This window comes from Mucilaginibacter tolerans, from assembly GCF_030519375.1.
In the GTDB taxonomy this organism is placed as follows: Bacteria; Bacteroidota; Bacteroidia; order Sphingobacteriales; family Sphingobacteriaceae; genus Mucilaginibacter.
Genome location: NZ_JAUMKB010000018.1, coordinates 16,291 through 34,289, shown reverse-complemented (window position 1 = coordinate 34,289; position 17,999 = coordinate 16,291). Strand labels below are relative to the sequence as shown.

At 41.2% G+C, this 17,999-nt stretch carries 16 protein-coding genes; 5 read left to right on the top strand and 11 right to left on the bottom strand.

Annotated elements, in window-relative coordinates:
* Window positions 1–123 precede the first annotated feature (123 nt).
* Together Q3A68_RS19465 and Q3A68_RS19460 are read left to right on the top strand one after the other, a co-directional pair.
* On the top strand, window positions 124–2,310 hold the full coding sequence (locus tag Q3A68_RS19465; protein WP_302902801.1) for a biosynthetic peptidoglycan transglycosylase: 2,187 nt from the start codon (window positions 124–126) through the stop codon (window positions 2,308–2,310).
* Between the two features lie 73 nt (window positions 2,311–2,383).
* Entirely contained in the window at window positions 2,384–3,013 is a 630-nt protein-coding gene (locus Q3A68_RS19460) for a nitroreductase family protein (protein WP_302902800.1), read from the top strand.
* 71 nt (window positions 3,014–3,084) lie between these two features.
* Here Q3A68_RS19460 and Q3A68_RS19455 read toward each other — a convergent pair whose 3' ends face one another.
* Entirely contained in the window at window positions 3,085–4,095 is a 1,011-nt protein-coding gene (locus Q3A68_RS19455; protein WP_302902799.1) for a LacI family DNA-binding transcriptional regulator, read from the bottom strand.
* 101 nt (window positions 4,096–4,196) lie between these two features.
* On the opposite strand from Q3A68_RS19455, the gene Q3A68_RS19450 reads away from it, so the two are divergent.
* A complete protein-coding gene (locus Q3A68_RS19450) occupies window positions 4,197–5,534 on the top strand; it encodes a zinc dependent phospholipase C family protein (protein WP_302902798.1) in 1,338 nt (445 codons plus the stop codon).
* A gap of 21 nt (window positions 5,535–5,555) precedes the next feature.
* Here the strand turns inward: Q3A68_RS19450 and Q3A68_RS19445 are convergent, their stop codons facing one another.
* The 4 genes from Q3A68_RS19445 to Q3A68_RS19430 form a co-directional block, all read right to left on the bottom strand.
* Complete coding sequence (locus tag Q3A68_RS19445; protein WP_302902797.1) at window positions 5,556–7,310, bottom strand: ATP-binding response regulator; 1,755 nt, start codon at window positions 7,308–7,310, stop codon at window positions 5,556–5,558.
* 186 nt (window positions 7,311–7,496) lie between these two features.
* Window positions 7,497–8,309 carry a class I SAM-dependent methyltransferase gene (locus Q3A68_RS19440; protein ID WP_302902796.1) on the bottom strand — a complete coding sequence of 271 codons (813 nt, stop codon included), beginning with the start codon at window positions 8,307–8,309 and terminating at the stop codon, window positions 7,497–7,499.
* Between the two features lie 94 nt (window positions 8,310–8,403).
* On the bottom strand, window positions 8,404–8,886 hold the full coding sequence (locus Q3A68_RS19435) for a hypothetical protein (RefSeq protein ID WP_302902795.1): 483 nt from the start codon (window positions 8,884–8,886) through the stop codon (window positions 8,404–8,406).
* An 82-nt stretch (window positions 8,887–8,968) separates the two neighbouring features.
* Window positions 8,969–10,669 carry an aminotransferase class V-fold PLP-dependent enzyme gene (locus Q3A68_RS19430; protein ID WP_302902794.1) on the bottom strand — a complete coding sequence of 567 codons (1,701 nt, stop codon included), beginning with the start codon at window positions 10,667–10,669 and terminating at the stop codon, window positions 8,969–8,971.
* An 89-nt stretch (window positions 10,670–10,758) separates the two neighbouring features.
* Between Q3A68_RS19430 and Q3A68_RS19425 the strand changes: the two genes are divergently transcribed.
* Window positions 10,759–12,210: an aminotransferase-like domain-containing protein gene (locus tag Q3A68_RS19425; protein ID WP_302902793.1), complete on the top strand. Its 1,452-nt coding sequence runs from the start codon at window positions 10,759–10,761 to the stop codon at window positions 12,208–12,210.
* A gap of 1 nt (window position 12,211) precedes the next feature.
* Here Q3A68_RS19425 and Q3A68_RS19420 read toward each other — a convergent pair whose 3' ends face one another.
* The 3 genes from Q3A68_RS19420 to Q3A68_RS19410 form a co-directional block, all read right to left on the bottom strand.
* Window positions 12,212–12,451, bottom strand: coding sequence for a hypothetical protein (locus Q3A68_RS19420; protein ID WP_302902792.1), 240 nt, complete (start codon window positions 12,449–12,451; stop codon window positions 12,212–12,214).
* Between the two features lie 53 nt (window positions 12,452–12,504).
* Window positions 12,505–12,921 (bottom strand): DoxX family protein, encoded by a 417-nt coding sequence (locus Q3A68_RS19415; protein ID WP_302902791.1) that lies wholly within the window; start codon window positions 12,919–12,921, stop codon window positions 12,505–12,507.
* Between the two features lie 206 nt (window positions 12,922–13,127).
* Window positions 13,128–13,847, bottom strand: coding sequence for a zinc metallopeptidase (locus Q3A68_RS19410; RefSeq protein WP_302902790.1), 720 nt, complete (start codon window positions 13,845–13,847; stop codon window positions 13,128–13,130).
* A gap of 61 nt (window positions 13,848–13,908) precedes the next feature.
* Between Q3A68_RS19410 and Q3A68_RS19405 the strand changes: the two genes are divergently transcribed.
* A complete protein-coding gene (locus tag Q3A68_RS19405) occupies window positions 13,909–15,045 on the top strand; it encodes an NAD(P)/FAD-dependent oxidoreductase (protein WP_302902789.1) in 1,137 nt (378 codons plus the stop codon).
* A gap of 75 nt (window positions 15,046–15,120) precedes the next feature.
* On the opposite strand, the gene Q3A68_RS19400 is transcribed toward Q3A68_RS19405, so the two are convergent.
* Genes Q3A68_RS19400 through Q3A68_RS19390 form a run of 3 tightly spaced genes read right to left on the bottom strand, consistent with a single transcriptional unit; the run spans window position 15,121 to window position 17,927 of the window.
* Window positions 15,121–16,239 (bottom strand): TlpA disulfide reductase family protein, encoded by a 1,119-nt coding sequence (locus Q3A68_RS19400; RefSeq protein ID WP_302902788.1) that lies wholly within the window; start codon window positions 16,237–16,239, stop codon window positions 15,121–15,123.
* Window positions 16,240–16,255: 16 nt separating this feature from the next.
* Window positions 16,256–16,600 carry an MmcQ/YjbR family DNA-binding protein gene (locus Q3A68_RS19395; protein WP_302902787.1) on the bottom strand — a complete coding sequence of 115 codons (345 nt, stop codon included), beginning with the start codon at window positions 16,598–16,600 and terminating at the stop codon, window positions 16,256–16,258.
* A 4-nt stretch (window positions 16,601–16,604) separates the two neighbouring features.
* Window positions 16,605–17,927 carry a UDP-N-acetylmuramoyl-tripeptide--D-alanyl-D-alanine ligase gene (locus tag Q3A68_RS19390; protein WP_302902786.1) on the bottom strand — a complete coding sequence of 441 codons (1,323 nt, stop codon included), beginning with the start codon at window positions 17,925–17,927 and terminating at the stop codon, window positions 16,605–16,607.
* Between the last annotated feature and the right edge of the window lie 72 nt (window positions 17,928–17,999).

Below are 17,999 nucleotides of genomic sequence, written 5' to 3'. Positions count from 1 at the left end.
AAAGCGCTTATCGGTGTTGGTAAAAAAAATCTTTTTGCATTGTTAATTGTGCTGAGAAACATTTTGTTGATACTGACGTTTGTATCGCATAAGATTTAGATTAGTTTTGGATAAATTTTTTTGATGCATCGTCCTATTTCCAAATATATCCGCATAGCCGGAATCGTAGCTATTTCCCTGATTATCCTTTTATTAATAGGCGGTTATATTGCCTATAACAAACGCGAAGCACTGCTTCAAAAGGAGATCGCTAAGGCAAAAGATAAAGCAAAAAAGGATTATAAGTTAAACATTAATATAGGTGCGGCACATTTTACCGGGTTATCCACTGTTTCATTTTCTGATATAACAGTTGTGCCCGATCAACGTGATAGTTTATTGAGTATCAAGAAATTTGATATCAGTATCAAGATTATTCCGCTCATATTTGGAAACGTTAAATTTGCTGATATAGTGCTGGATAATGGTCACCTGAACTTAACTGATGTTAAAGGCGTAAAGAATTTTGATTTCCTCTTCAAAAAGAAGGATACCACTGAGAAGAAAGAACGCGCCGATCTTTCAGTACTGGCCAACAACCTGGTGAAGCAGGTTTTATATAAAATTCCGGACGACCTCGATTTGCGAAATTTCCTGGTAACGTTTAAGAAAGACAGTGCGGGAATAAAACTGCTTGCACAAAGTGCAGTGATCAAAGACGGCAAGCTCAGTTCAACCATCAAAGTAAATGATACTTTGGCAACCTGGCATATTGGCGGAAAAATGCAACCATCCGACAAAAACATCGACATTCATTTATATGCTGATGGCAAAAAGGTAGAGATCCCGTATGTAGAAGAACGTTATCATTTGAAAGTGAATTTTGATACCATCTCCACACGCCTGGAGAAAGTGGAAAATAGCGATGGGGTTACCAGAATATATGGCTCGTGGTCTGTAAAAAACCTGCTGGTAAATCACCCCGCATTGTCACCATCAGATATTCTTGTTCCGGACGGCTCTATTGATGCCAATGTGTTTGTGGGGAAAAATTATGTATCGCTGGATAGCTCATCGTTGATCAAGATTAAAAAGATCGCGGTAAAAACCTATCTCAAATACCAGCTTTACCCGGTTAAAATATACACTGTAAAGGTAAACTCAGACTGGATGAATGCACAGGACGTATTCGATTCCTTTCCGCAAGGAATGTTCGATTCGTTTGACGGCATACAAGTTACTGGTAAGGTAAAATATCACCTGCATGTGTTTTTGGATTCATCGAACCCCGACCAGGTGCAGTTTGAGTCTGCACTGGCAAAGGATAACCTGAATATTGTAAAGTATGGCAAGACGGATCTTGGCAGACTAAACCGGCCTTTTGTATATACGCCTTATGAAAAAGGAAAGCCGATGCCGTCGCGGATCATTGGGCCGCAAAATCCTGATTTTACGCCATTGGAGGATGTTTCGCCCAACCTGAAATATGCGGTAATGACTTCAGAAGATCCGTCATTTTATACCAATCATGGTTTTGTGGAAGAGTCTATCAGGCGCTCTATTGCTACCGATATCAAACAGAAGAAATTTAAACGCGGCGGAAGCACTATATCCATGCAGCTGATCAAAAATGCATTTCTGAGCCGCGAGAAGACGTTATCGAGAAAGATTGAAGAGATATTGATTGTGTGGATGATAGAGAATAACAATGTGATGTCGAAGGACCGCATGCTGGAGGTCTATTTCAACATCGTGGAGTGGGGAAGGAACATTTACGGTATTGGAGAGGCATCCAGGTATTATTTCGGCAAATCACCATCAAACCTTACGCTGGGCGAGGGGATTTACCTCGCCAGTATACTTCCGCATCCCAAAACAGGTTTGTATTCGTTCCTACCGGATGGATCACTTAGGCCAAGCCTGATCAATTATTATAACCTGATCGGCAAAATGATGGCCGCCCGGAAATGGACCGACCCAGACAGCTCAGGCTATGGATATTATTCAGTACGATTGAGGGAAGACCTTCGGCAGAATATTGCTCCGGTCTCTACAGCAGTTGCCGACAGCCTGATGAAACAGACGAACGATGATGACGACGATGTGAATGTGCAGGCGATAATGAATAAACCAACCGTTCCTGAGAAAAAACCAAACTTCTTCCAGCGGCTATTTGGTAAAAAGGATACGACCGTTCGCAAATCGGTGGAGCAAGAGCCTGAAATAGATACTGTTGGGAAGACCAAAAAACAAATACGCCAGGAGAAGCGTGCCCTGCGCCGCCTTGAAAAACAACGCCAAAAAGAACTTCGTGACAAAGGGTTGATGTAGTGTTTACTATGGGATGACTCAATTAAATGTTTAAACATCTATTTTTGTATGAACATTTAGGAAGAATTAGGTCATGTCACTCATAGAAAAATTAACCTGGCGCTATGCCACTAAAAAATTCGATAAAACTAAGAAGTTAACCCCTTTGCAACTGGAAGAATTGCTCCACGCTGTTCACCTTTCCCCTGCGTCTACCGGGGTTCAGTCCTATAAAATAATTGTAATTGAAGATGCAGCCACGCGCGAAAAACTACAGCAGGCAGCTTATGGCCAATCACAAATTGTTGATGGCTCACAATTGATTGTTTTTGCTGCCGAAACCAATCTGGATGATCAGTATGTAAAAAAGCTCATAGATCATGTGGCTAAAACACGCGGTATAGACCGTGTCAACCTGGAAGGCTACGAGCAAATGATCAACGGCAAAGTAAACAGCATGAACAAAGAGGAACGTATTACCTGGGCTAAGAAACAGGCTTATATTGCTTTGGGCGTGTTACTTACTTCAGCTGCTGAATTAGGTATAGATGCTTGTCCTATGGAGGGTTTTAGCGCACCTCAGTTTGATGAAATACTGGGATTAAAAGAAAAAGGATTAACAACTGCTGTTATAGCGGCGGTTGGTTTCCGTGCAGCAGACGATGCTTACAGCAAATTAAGTAAAGTGCGTAAGCCTGAAGAGGAAATGTTTATTCATATATAATAAGTGTCTTTGGTTTTTAAAGTTCATTGTTAAGTTTGAAACGCCCCGGTTTATTGGGGCGTTTTTTTGTTTTAAACAGATGATGACCGCCGAATAAACAATTTTGATTCGAGGACAAGGTGTTTTTTTGTTGAATCCAGCCCTTTATTCTCCAATTCTTCAAATAAAAGCTCTGCGGCCTTTATGCCCATTTCATATGCCGGTTGTGTAATCGTTGACAAAGGTGGGCATAATAGCGGGGCAATGTGCAGGCTTGAAAAGCTGATAATTTTCAGATTATTCGGAACATCAATTTTCATATCATTGCAAACATGATAGGTGGCCAAAGCAAGTCGCTCTACCGAACTGAAAATACCATCCGGTTTTACCCTTTCTAAAGCGTTCTGAATGATAGTATAATTTTCATTTTCATCCTGGCTGCAATCAATTACCAACCGATCGTCGAATGCGATGTGATGCTTTGCCAGCGCATCCATGTAACCTTGCCCACGTACCTTACCAATAGAGATATTCTTGTTAATAACGAGGTAGGCTACCCTGCGGCAACCCTGGGCAATCAGGTGCTCGGTAGCCGAAAAACTGCTCTCATAGTCGTTGGTTGTCACTTTTGACACGTCGATATCTTCATAAACACGGTCGAAAAACACGACAGGAATATGTTTTTGTTCCAACTTTTTGATGTAGTTATGATCATTTGCTTCCCCTGAAACCGACATGATAATGCCATCTACTTTACCATTGTTCAAGTAGCTTATAAAAGAAACCTCTTTTTCGAAAATATCATCGGTGCGATAGAGAAGAATATAAAAACCTTTTTTACGGGCGACTTCTTCAATACCATTAATAGCCTGAGCAAAAAAATCGTTCACAATTTCGGGAACTATCACCGCAAGCGTTTTGGTCTTTTTGTCCCGTAAATTACTGGCATAATGATTAGGCAAAAAATTGTGTTCCTTGGCAAATGCCAGTATCCGCTCACGGGTATCTTTATTAATATCCGGACTGCCGTTAAATGCCCTTGATATAGTAGATGTAGATAGCTTTAGCTTCTCGGCAATTATTTTAATATTGATGTTGTCCATTGGATACTTAGCAGTCGGTAAATTTATATATAAATTCCCCTCAGCTTTGAAACAATTTGACAGCTTTTAATATTAAGTATTACAGACTCTTAACTACTCTAGTGAAGCGACCAACATTAAAGAATATTCTGGCAATAACGGTGTTTATCCTGTTATTTTTCCCGCTTTCATCAAGAGCATTTTCTGTTTTTGCACATATGGCAATTATCGATGCCAGCTGGGACAAGTCGATAGTCCCTTTATTAAAACAAAAATATCCAAATGCTACAGATGATGAACTAAGGATCGCACATTCTTATGCGTATGGGGGTAGCTTGATGCCCGACATGGGTTACTTCCCATTTGGTGTGGTTTATTTTACCAACCTGGTCCACTATGTACGCACTGGCGATTTTATCCAGAACCTCGTTGACCAATCGCAAAATATAAATGAATATGCTTTTGCACTGGGTGCCATATCGCATTACGTGACAGATGAATACGGGCATTCTTTGGCCACCAACATAGCTGAACCTATTGTATATCCCAAAGTTGGCCAGCAGTTTGGAAAACTGGTTACTTACGAGGATGACCCAATATTTCATAGCAGGATGGAATTTGCCTTTGATGTGCTGCAAATGTCGAGGGGGAACTATGCATCAAAGAGTTATCATGATTTTATTGGATTTAATGTAGCTAAACCAGTATTGGAAAGGGCCTTTATGCTGACTTATGGGCAGGATATGAATGAGGTTTTTCATGGCAGGCTTGATTTAGCTATTTCAACCTTTAGATGGTCGGTAAGCACCCTGTTGCCGAGCTTAACCCGTACAGCCTGGGCTTTAAAAAAGAACGATATCAAGAAGCTAAACCCAGGAATGACCAGCCGCAAATTTCACTTCAAATTAAAAAGAAAAGAATACTACCAGCAATATGGCAAAGAGCGCGATAAACCCAAATTCGGCAATAGAATAACTGCGTTTATTATAAAAATTTTACCAAAGATCGGTCCACTAAAGGCGCTTAGATTTACTCCACCCGGCCCGGTGGCTGAAAAATTGTTTATCAAAAGCTTCGACACGACCTTAGCAGTCTATGCCAGGGTTTTAACAGGGCTAAAAAATGGCAATAACCCCGAATTGCCTGATATAGATTTTGATACCGGAAAGCCTACTCTGCAGGGTGAATATGGGTTGGCAGATCAAACATATAGCGCACTGGTGCTCGATCTTCAGGGAAAAAATTTTAATGCACTTACCCCTCCTTTACAAAATAATATTCTTAGTTTTTATGGTAAAGGAGATACTACCAGTATGGTAACGGAGTATAAAAAATATAAAGTGGATTGGAAGAAAACCTACCTGGCTTTGCAGCAGTTGAAAATCACTCAGCCCATCCCGATAGATAGCTTAAAATTTCCGCTGGATACAGGGAAAGTCACCATTAAATCAACCCGCTAGCGTTAAAACTGTTGAATAGGATTAAGTTACTGGTTGCAAAGGTTTGCTCAGATACTTTTTGATATCAGACAACAACTGCAGCGGCTGGAAAGGTTTTAGCATACAATCCACAAAACCGCTATCAATAAGGTCCGACAACATTTTTTTATCGACCAGCGAAGCGGTAAATGCAATCACCGGAATTTCAGGATAAAGCTTTTTTACTTCGTGAATTGCTGTGAATCCATCCATTACCGGCATTTCCAAGTCCATTAGGATAATATCAAAATCGGGGGCTTTTATTAATGCCGCCAATGCTTCGGCTCCATCAAATGCCGGGGTAACTTCAGCTTTAAAACCAGTCAATATTTTTTTGGCCACCATCATATTGATCTGGTTGTCCTCAACCAACAATAGCTTTACACCTTCAAGATTATCTTTTTCTGCTGCCTTGTTTTTGGGGAGTTGTTTATGATTATATGCAGCATAATCAAGTTTCAAGTCGAAACTAAACTTACTTCCCTTACTTTTTTCACTGACAAGCACCAGGTTGCTCCCCATCAATTTTAGCAGGCGAACGCAGATGGTTAATCCAAGACCTGTGCCAATAAACTTCTTGGTGTCCTGGTCATACACCTGCCAGAAGCTTTCAAATATCTTCTTCTGATCTTTCTCGGCTATGCCGATCCCGGTATCTTCAATGCTGAAACCAACTTCTATGAATTTATCTTCCTTACGCTTACAGGTCACATCCAGTTTTACAAAACCCTTGTCAGTAAATTTCAATGCATTTGACAACAGATTGTTGAATATCTGGATCAAACGAACATCGTCCGCCAACACATTCACATCCAGTTCAGGGTCAATATGGATTTTCAGATCAAGGCCTTTTTCCTGGAATAAAGTAATAAACGGCATACCTACGTTCTTCATGAACAGTTTCATGTTCAACTCAACAGGGTGAATCTCCAGTTTGTCGGCTTCTATTTTATTAAAGTCGAGGATATTATTTACCTGTTGCAGCATGTGGTCCGAGCAGTATTTGAGTATCTGGTAATATTCATCCTGCTGGGCGTCGCGATTTTGCTGTTTCATCAGATTGATAACGCCGATGATGCCATTTAAAGGTGTCCGCAGCTCGTGCCCCATGGTAGCCAGAAATTGAGTGCGGGAATCAATTACCTTTTGACTTTGCTCTTTAAGCTGATGAATATATTTCTTTTCGAAGAAAATATAGGATACTGCAAATATGATGGTAGACGAAATAGCGATCACATTGTTTACAAACGAAAGTTTACCCAACTGGCTTGGCGTAAAGGCCTCGAGCGGTTTTACATTATGTCCTATAAGTATACAGGCAAGGAACGAGACAATGATAATGCCGATATAGATAAATGAGTCCTTGTATTGTGTTTGTTTCAGATCGACGATGATAGGTATAGACATCATCAATGGGAAAAAGTAAAGATATTGCCCTGATTGTAGCCCCTCTATGGCTGCAGTCGAAACGAGCATGACGCACACAATCGTAACGATAAAGATGGTGAGGTTCTCGATGTCGCCATTATACTTTAACAAGATCACCATCAAAATGGCAAAGCAGAAGCATGCGCTGACAAAAGACGAGACATAAAGACCTATAAAAGAGGTGTAAATGGATAATGCTATGCCTGTAAACAGTGTGGCAAGGCCAAGCTGATAAGTCCTTTTGGATACATCTTTTATATCAAAATGTATGTTTAGAGGGCGGTCATCAACTTTATTTATTCGGTGATATTTATTAGTAATGTCCTTCATTATGGGCAATCGCGGTATCTGTTACCTCTCATTTGGCGCACAAAAATGCTGTTTAAGTTTATATTTAAACGTATACAAACGGAGAATCGTTCGGTTTGCACGAGAAAAAAATAAAATATTGTTTTTCAATGACTTGAAACGTGGTAATTATACCTTCTTGCAGGGTATTATTATAGGTTTTTTGTACTATTTTATGCCGGTTGTCATAAGGGCCGACAACTGGAAGGGCGTTTGCCCGTTATCGGATAATTTTACAATTTTATCGTGTAATTGCTGAGCGACAAGCTCAAATTCTGAAGGGGCCTTGGTCATGATTTCCCGTCCAAGCGGATGCTTTCTAAAAAATCCGTCTACAACAAAATCAGGAGAAGTGATGCCTGACTTTAAGGATATAACCTTTGTTTCGGCATGTTTAAATCCGGCGTCTGTAATCATATTCCCCAATATTTTCGGATTATTCATCGCAAACGGAACCTTAAAACGGGTGGTATCTTCATCACGAAAATACGGAAGCACCAGATCATCGATCAAAGCTTTAAATACGGGCACTTTCATGGTATCGTCCCAGGTAAAGAAAATGAACTTTCCGCCCGGCTTAAGTACCCGCAATATTTCTTCAAAACCTTTCTTTTTATCGGGTAAAAACATCACCCCAAACTGGCATATTACAACATCAAAGGAGTCATCAGCGAACGAAAGTTTTTGTGCGTCTTCAACCTGGAAAATGATCCCATTGTTGTTTAATTCGCGCTTCGCTATCTGAAGCATATCAGCGCTTATATCGGTAGCAAACAACTTCACACCCGGCGGCAGCACTTTGCGCAGATGCCGAGTAACACGCCCGGTTCCGCAGGCAATTTCAAGTACGGATGATACGTAGGCCGCATCAATTTGAGAAGCTGTATACCGGCCATAAGGCTCGAAAAATAACGGCCCTAAGTAATGATCGTAATTTTCAGCATCGTTATTGGTAAATTGATAAGCTTCCTTTTTTTCCATACAATTGAAGGTTATATAATTTTAGATTATCGCTCTTAATGAAAATTGGCGAACTCACGGTAAGCTCACCAATTTGTCTTTGCTCAGGAAAATCTTATTCTGCTTTCAGCCGTACGTATTTTTCTACGTTAACGCGGTTTACGCCAAGACTATCGATCTTTTCAATACCTTGCTGAATGAGTGTATCATTCTTTATGGTAACGGTGAAATCAAACTTGTTGTTTTCCCACTCGCGCTCGCTGCAATATTCCAGGTATTCGGTGTATTTGTCGCCATTAAGGGTATACTTTCCGCCGCCTGAGCTAAAAATTGGTTTTGCCTGTTTGCCTTTGGTCAGGTCATGATCCATAAAGGAAAAATGGTCGCCATTGATGATCTTGATAAATTTTTGATCTTTGGTATATTCGGTTACTACGGGCGCTTTACCCTTTTCCGTCAACGTACCCTGGAGCAATTGCCAGGTACCCTCAATAGGTAAAGCTTGTTCTTTGGGTGCATTTGAAGCCGTGCCCGAATTACTGTTGCAGGAAACGAGTATAGCCGCGGCTGTAACAAAAAAAGTAAGATTGATTTTCATTAGATTGTTAGGTTAAGTTGGAAGCTAAAAATAATAATCTTTTGGAATATATTTTTAGCCCCAACTCACCTTGCTGTCATTATCAGACAGCCTTGGCTATAACTGATCTTATTATGGCTTCTAATGATTTGCAAAGGATCCCGATCTCATCTTCCGTATTATAATAATGGATAGATGCACGTACAACACTTTGAAGTTGATTTTTTTCCATGTAGATAAGTGTTGATACCGCTTTACCTACAGTTACGTTGATACGATCTTCAGCCAATCTGGATTTTATAACTGCAGCATCAAAACCATCTACCGAAAAAGTTACTATACCACATTGACGCTCACCAAAATCATTAACGGTTACTCCACCAATTTGAGCAAGTTGCGCACGTAACAATGCTGACAAGTATTGGATGCGTTCCCATATCCTGTCGGGGCCGATATTCAAAGCATATTCAATAGCTTTACCAAGACCGAGCTTGAGCGCGCGGTTCTTTTCATATAACTCGAACCTACGGGCATCGTTCCTTAGCTGATAGTCTTCCAGGCTAACCCAATCAGTTGCATGATTATCCATAAATATCGGTTTGATCTGGTTCTGTACTTCCTTACGCACATATAAAAAACCGGTTCCGCGTGGCGCCCTCAGGTATTTACGCCCGGTAACTGATAGCATATCGCATCCGATCTCCTTTACATCAATCGGTACATGTCCGGCACTCTGGCAGGCATCCACCAGGTATAATATATTATACTTGCGGGCAATTTTTCCGATCTCAACAATGGGTATCATGCAGCCCGAAGTAGAAGCAATTTCGGTAATGGCTATCAGTTTGGTTTGAGGCGTGATGGCCTCTTCCAATGCCTGAAGCGAAAAGTTTCCCTTCTCGTCGTTCGGGATTACCTTAACTTCGACACCCCGTCTTTTCTGCACATTTAGAAAGCCTATCAGGTTGGTCACATACTCCATTTCAGAGGTGATGACCACATCGCCTGCTTTAAAATCAAGGCCATAAAAAGCAATTCCCCATGCTGTGCTGGCATTTTCTGTAATCGTTACTTCATCCACATTGGCGTTGATCAGTTGGGCAATTAAAGCATAAACGTTTTCTATCTGCTCCTGATATTTTGCTTCTGTTTCATAACCACCGTAAGTAGCCTCTTCATTTAAATAATCAGTCATCGTTTGCACCACCACATCCGGCGGAAGCGAAGCACCTGCATTGTTAAAGTGGATGAGCCCGGTTGTGCCTTTGGTTTCGGCCCTGAATTGTTGTATTTCCTGTTCGCTTAGTACATTAGTTTTCATGGCATAACTCTTAAATAGTTTCTTGTTGAAGTTGACTTCCATCATGATGTCTGACCGTTTATAAGTGCCGGGAACAACGGGAATTTCCGTAAAGCCCATTTTGCGATAAATGTGAATGGCATTTTCAAGTATCCTGTTTGAATAAAGGATTAATTTACGCAATCCCATTTCATGAGCTTTTTCGATAGCAGCCCGGCATAAAAACTGGCCCGCACCACCGCCATGATAGGATTTGTCGACGGCCATTTTGGTCATTTCATAAACACCGTCTTCAATAAATCTAAGCGCAACGGTTCCAATTATGTCCGACTCTGATGCTGCAAAATAAATCTTACCACCATCTTTCAAAATAGCCTCATCTGGATGTTCTAGTACCCATTTGTCCAGCGGTTCAACTGTAAAAAACTCCTCGAGCCAGGCTTTATTGAGCTTTTCAAAATAAGGCTGATATTCCGGCTTGTAATTAATTAATTGAAGTTCCATTGTGAGTGAATAATTAATTATTACAAAGTAAACGCATACAACAATAAAAAAACAGATACAGAATTATTATTTTTGACCATAACAGATTGATGAAAATGTTAATTCCAGAGCCTGATAATGTGTTTTTGTACGACCAGATTGTCGCACGTATTGAAAAGCAGATCAAACAAAACCTGCTGAGAACCGGCGATAAGCTGCCTTCGGTACGTGCATTAAGTCAGCAGCAGGGCATCAGCATAAGTACAGCCTATAAAGCCTATGCCGAATTGGAGAATATGGGGATGATCGAGGCACGAACCAAATCAGGTTACTATGTAAAATTTTCGCCGTCAAGTGTTGCTAAGGTGCCCGAAGTCAATCCACCATTAAAAAAGATCGAACAGGCCAGTGTAAGCCAGATGATTGCTATGGTAAACGCGAACATGTCCAAGGAAAATGTACTGCGCTTATCAGCCTCATCACCTTCAGTGCATTTAATACCGCTTGCCCGGCTCAATAAATCGATGACCGAGTCCATGCGCGAGAGCCCATATGGAAATGTGAACTACGAAAATGTACAGGGTAATATTTCATTACGGAAGCAGGTCGCCAAAAATGCATTTAATTGGGGCGGACAGATCACCGAAGATGACGTGGTAACGACCCAGGGTTGTCTGGAGGCATTAATCTTTTGCCTGCGTGCGCTTACCAAACCGGGCGATACGGTTGCTATTGAAAGTCCTACCTACTTCGGAATTTTTAATGTAATGCTCAGCCTCGACCTGAATGTACTGGAAATACCGGTTCATCCGGAAACAGGCGTCGACATTGATTACCTGGAAAGCGCGATGGATAAATTAGATATTAAAGCCTGTTTGTTTGTGACCAATTTCAGCAACCCGGTAGGTAGCTGCATGCCTGAAGACCGCAAAAAGCAATTGGTTGATCTGATCACTAAACGACAAATTCCATTAATAGAGGATGATATTTACGGCGAGATCTATTTTGGAAAAAGCCGTCCACGCACCTGCAAAAGTTACGATAAAGAAGGCTGGGTGATGCTGTGTTCCTCCGTTTCCAAATCGCTGGCGCCGGGTTACAGGGTTGGGTGGTGCATCCCCGGCAGGTTTAAGGAGCAGATCATCAATATAAAAATGATGCATACCATCAGCTCGGCTACACCCACCCAGGCGGCTATTGCTCATTTTTTTGAGACAGGACGCTATGATTTGCACATGCGCAACCTGCGAAAGGCGTTACACATGCAAAGCTTACGTTATATGCAGGCTATTGCGACACATTTCCCCGCTGATACCAAAATAAGCCGCCCACAAGGCGGTTATGCCCTGTGGGTAGAGCTGAATAAAAAAATAAACGCTTTTGAGCTCTACCAGGCGGCGATAGAGCAAAATATTAGCATTGCGCCCGGGCAAATATTTAGTACCGATTCGCGCTTTACCAATTTTATACGCATAAGTTTTGGCCTGACCTATGACGAACGCATGGAGCAAAGCTTCCGTGTTTTAGGGCAATTGATAAAAGGCCTTGAAAAAAAATCCTGACTCAGTCTTCCTTTTTTTCTTTTGCCTTAGGAGCATAGCCTCTGTCAACATCCAAAGTAAACGAAGCCTCTGAAGCATCACCTGCCTGACGCAGCAGGTCGATAGGCGGCGCGCTGTCCTCATTAGCTGAATCAAACTGTTCGTTCAGCCCATTGGAATGGACGTCTTGCTGGCTCAGTTGGTCATCTGTTTCCGAGTTATCGAAATCGTCAACAGGCAATTTATCATCCGGATTGATCATAGTCGTCGTGTTTTGTGCACAATAAAGTTACAACACTTTCAGCAGCATAGTGTTTATTTTTTTCTGTTAAATAACAGGTTGTCCAGGCTCCACTTACCACCGCCATAAATAATAAAACTCAGGAAAAACAACAGAAATAAAAATGGCAACTGCCCGTCGCCAAAAATTTTACCATTACCCATGAAAATTGTAATGACGCTCATGTTAATTATTAAAGGAATAGAAACAAATCTTGTAAATAACCCGATAGCTAAGAAAATTCCGCCAACCAATTCGGTGGCTTTGCCCAGATAGGCCATAAATAAAGGGATGGGGAAATGAATATCGGTGAGCCAGGCTACTGCGTCTTTCATTTTTTTAGGGTCAAACATTTCCAGGCCATATACTGCAATCATGACACCTACGAGGATTCTGATGAAGATTAGCCAATTTTCAAAAATGACTTCGGTTTTAAGTAATCGCTTAAGCATAAAATATATTTTTAAATAAATATTTTAGCCTAAACTACCTCCGAATGTTTGAATAGAAGGAATAGCAATTGTAAAAAATTGTAAATGGAACTGTAAATTTTTTTTTGTCATGAATTTGAATGCCAGCGCATAATATAAGGTGCATCCGTGTAAGAATGCACCTTTCCATAATATATTAAAGTGTTCGGATATTCAATCTGTAACGATTAGTTTCTCCTGTTGAACAGGAATGAAGCATAATAAACCAGCGTAGCCAGGGAGCTTAATGCCGCAACCACGTAGGTCATGGCGGCCCACCAAAGGGCATCTTTAGCCTGGTCATGTTCTTCGCGGGTCTGCATTACGTTATGGTTATTGTTTAGCCATAATAGCGCCCGCCTGCTTGCATCAAACTCTACCGGCAGCGTAATAAAGCTGAATAGTGTTACCAAAGCCAGCGCAGCTACACCAATAGCCAGCACAAATGGGTTGTGGGTGAAGAAAAGCAGCATCACACCAATAAACAAAGTCCATTGGGTTAAGGTAGACGCCACATTAATTACCGGCACCAATGTCGAACGTAAACTTAACCAGGCATAAGCCTTCGCGTGTTGTACAGCGTGCCCGCACTCATGAGCTGCAACCGCCGCCGCCGCCACACTGCGGCTATAGTACACATCCGGACTAAGGTTAACCGTCTTATTTGCCGGGTTATAGTGGTCGGTCAGCTCACCTTCAGCGGAGATTACCTGCACGTCGTAAATATTATTATCCTTCAGCATGCGTTCGGCAACCTCCCTGCCGGTCTGACCGGATAAAAGACCGATCTCGGCATATTGGTTAAACTTGCTTTTAAAACGCCACTGTACTATAAAGCTGACCAGTGCCACAATAATCATGAGGAACCAGGCAGAGTTGTATCCTATTATAAATGATAAATGATTCATGTTCGTATTATTTACAAAGGGTATTTCAAAAAGTATTCCACTTGAATTTTTACATTTGAGCGTGGAACAATCATTTTCATACTGGGAACGGACGGCTTTTGTAGATCATGCTGATGTGATCGTCATCGGAAGTGGCATAGTGGGTTTAAGCGCTGCCCTGCATCTGAAAAGGCAACAGCCCGACCTGAAAGTTACTGTATTGGAACGAGGTTTCCTGCCAAGTGGTGCAAGTACTAAAAATGCCGGTTTTGCATGCTTTGGCTCACTTTCTGAGCAGCTTTCTTACTTAAAACGGTCATCAGAAGAGGAAGTGTTGCGCCTGGTGGATTACAAATGGCGTGGACTTCAACGACTGCGTGAAAATCTGGGCGACGACAACATTGATTACCAACAGTACGGCGGGTATGAATTGTTTATGGATCATGAAGAAAGTCTCGCGCAGGAGAGCCTGGATCATTTAACATACTTTAACAATTTACTGAAACAGGTGATTGGCCATGCTGACATTTATGCAGTGGCTGATGCCAAAATAGCTGAATTTGGGCTCAATAAAGTGCACGGGATGATCTATAATCCCTACGAGGGGCAGATCCATACTGGTAAAATGATGAGAGCTCTACTCGGTAAGGTTTATGATCGGGGTGTTTTAGTATTGAACCAATGTAATGTGGAGGCGATAGAACCTGAAGAAGGATATGTAAGAATAAAAACCTCAAATGGTGAGCTGAAGACCAATAAAGTAATACTGGCTACCAATGCCTTTGCAGCCCAATTGTTCCCCAACCTTGATGTGGTACCCGGGAGGGGCCAAGTGCTGGTAACCAAACCTATCGCCGGATTGAAGATAAAAGGCGCTTTCCATTTTGATGAAGGCTATTATTATTTCCGGAATATCGATGGCCGGGTTTTATTCGGTGGTGGCCGTAACATCGATTTCAAAAAAGAAAAAACCTGGGATTTTGGACATACTGAGGCAGTGAAAGACCAATTGACAACCTACTTGAACGAAGTGATTTTACCGGGACAAAATGCCCAAGTAGACTATTGGTGGAGCGGCATTATGGGTTTTGGTGAAGATATTAACCCAATTATACAAGAGGTGCAGCCTAATATTTTCTGCGCGGTAAGATGCAATGGTATGGGTGTGGCGATGGGTAGTTTGGTAGGTGAGGAAGTGGCGAATTTGGTTATCCGTTAATTGGGAGATTTCATAATTAAATTAGCCATGCTGCTTTATGGACTATGAGGTAGTAAAACGACTAATAGGTCACAACTATTTAAATATTTCTTTCAACTTATCTCGTAAGTCTTGCCCTCTTAAATTTCTGGCAATAATAATTCCACTTCTATCAATTAAAAAATTGTCTGGTATTCCACTGATGCCATAAATTAAGGCAGCTGTATTTTTATCGCCCTTTAGCTCACTGATATTTGGCCAGGTTAGCCCATCTTTTTCAATGGCATCTATCCATTCTTTTTTCTCTACATCACGATCTAATGAAACGCCAATGATTACCAAACCTTTGTTTTTATACTCATTATATGTTTTTACAAGTTCTGGATTCTCATTGCGACAAGGACCACACCACGAGGCCCAAAAATCAATCAATATAATTTTGCCTGCATAGTCTGATATTTTTATTTCCTTTCCTTGTGACGTTTTTTGTGAAAAGTCAACATAATGATCACCAACTTTCAGATTTCTATTAAGGGTGATAAAATGCAATATATTTTTACCATATATAGATTTTTTATTTTCGGGAGAAAAATTATTATATAATGTTGTCGTCTTATCCTTACCGAAAGTTGATGAATAAACACTCAATATATAGGCGCTTACAATGGAAGTGGGGTTGGCTTTAATAAAAGCTGCGTTTGCTGCTAATTCTTCATCTCTCATTAGAGCAATTTGTTTAGCTATTTCTTTTTTTGTACCCTCACTTGTGTTTTTATTAATAAGATGATTTAAGCTATCAGACTTTTGGTTTATCAAATTGATTGCTGCATTCAATTCATCGTCCTTCTCCTGTGTTTTCGATCCAGCAATAATTGCAAAATGAAATCTGTCCTTTTCCGCAGTGAAGGTCATAGGGTTACTCTCGATCCAGAAAAATTTATAGTCGCTAAACCTTTTGGTATGTATTATTGCATGCAAAATATTCCCGCTCATAGTACCCGAAAATCTAAACTGGCCTCTAATGATTATAGTGGAATCGATGGTATTTGAGTTGTCGGTACTTATATCATCCAGGTATAATTTAGTACTGTCAGGATATCCTTTTACCGATCCTGTTATAATATAACTTTCTTTGTCAGGTGACTCGTTTTTACGAATAAAAGCAGTAGTAAAAATGGCTATAATGAGTAAAACAGTCAGGGCAAATGTTTTCATATACTAATATAAGATTTTAGGATTTACCATATTCCTTCACCAAGGTTTTCGATGCCCGCTGCAGCCAGCATTCAATAAGCAATTTTTTCAATTCCTCTGGGTCAACTGTATCCAGTTGAACAAGTACATACGGATAATTCTTATAATGATCGGTAATGAAAAATACTTCAGAGTTGGCTTGCATCCATTTATCCCGGTCTTCAGTGTGAACCACTAATACCTCGCCATTCTCCCATAAGCGGGCCAATAGCTTTTTTTGTACATAAAAGCCGGGTGTTCCATAGCAAATACCTTCCGATGTTCCGGGCAATGTTGCCATAAACTGACGGATAAATTGCAGGTATATAAAAGGATCGGACATGATCTTAAAATAATTCCACTAATCGCTCCAGGGCCATCCCGCGCGAGCCTTTTATAAGTACTGTAGCATTTCTAATAGGATTGGCTTTTAACCCTGCAATGGCCTCTTCAGCAGTAGTGTAAAATATTGCTGCCGGCTTCCGACTTCCGACTTCCGGCTTCTGTGCTGCGAACTCCGCACCAATAAATATGCGTTCGTCTACCGGCGTTTCCATCGCTTTTTTAATGATGGCCGCATGCTCAGCTGCTGATTCCTGTCCCATCTCGAACATATCACCTAAAACCAGTACCTTGTGTTTGGCCTCAATTTTTCCCAGATTCTCGATCGCTACGGCCATGCTGCTCGGGTTGGCATTGTAATAGTCGCATATCAGCGTATTTGTAGCTGTTCGGGCGATCTGCGAGCGGTTGTTATTTGGCTGATATTCGCTAATACCGGCATTAATTTCATCGGTACTTAATTTAAAGTACGCCCCGATGCAGATCGCTGCCAGTATATTATCCAGGTTATAGGCTCCGGTTAGCTGTGATTTTACCTCATAGCTTTCTCCTGTTGCATTGTTGGTCCACTGCAGAGTAAGGTATGGTGAATTTTCAATTAGCTGACCTGAAACCAAATTGTCAAGGTCAATACTTCCATAAAATGTTACATTTTTTAATGACCGGGCATGCTGCATAGCCATTAAATCAGCACTATCACTATTGACAAAAGTTATACCACCCGATGCCTTTAGGTAATCGTATAGCTCGCCTTTGCCTTTTTTTACACCCTCCACTCCGCCGAAGCCTTCCAAATGTGCTTTACCTACATTGGTAATCAGTCCGTGAGACGGCTGAGAAATGGTACATAACAATTCGATCTCTTTCTGGTGATTGGCTCCCATTTCGATCACCGCGGCTTCATGCGAAGCGTTGATGGAAAGAATGGTAAGGGGTACGCCAATATGATTATTCAGATTGCCTTGTGTGGCATAGGTATTAAAATGTTGTGATAAAACCGCGTTGATCAGTTCTTTGGTGGTGGTTTTGCCGTTGGTGCCAGTTAGTCCTATCACCGGGATGGTCAGTTGACGGCGGTGATACCTCGCTAAATCCTGCAAAGCAGATAACACATCATCAACCAATACATATTGATCGCCTTTTTGATATTGAGGATTATCTATAATAGCATATGCTGCACCTGCGGCGATGGCCTGCTCTGCAAATGTATTAGCATCGAACTTATCCCCCTTTAAAGCAAAAAATAGGCTTCCGGGGATTATTTTACGGGTATCTGTGCTAATTAGCGGATGCTCTTTATAGATATTGTATAGATCTGCAGCAGTCATAATTTAGTATTACATATTATTTGTGCGCGGTGTCATGCTGAGGCACTCGAAGCATGCGGGTAAGGCCATTAC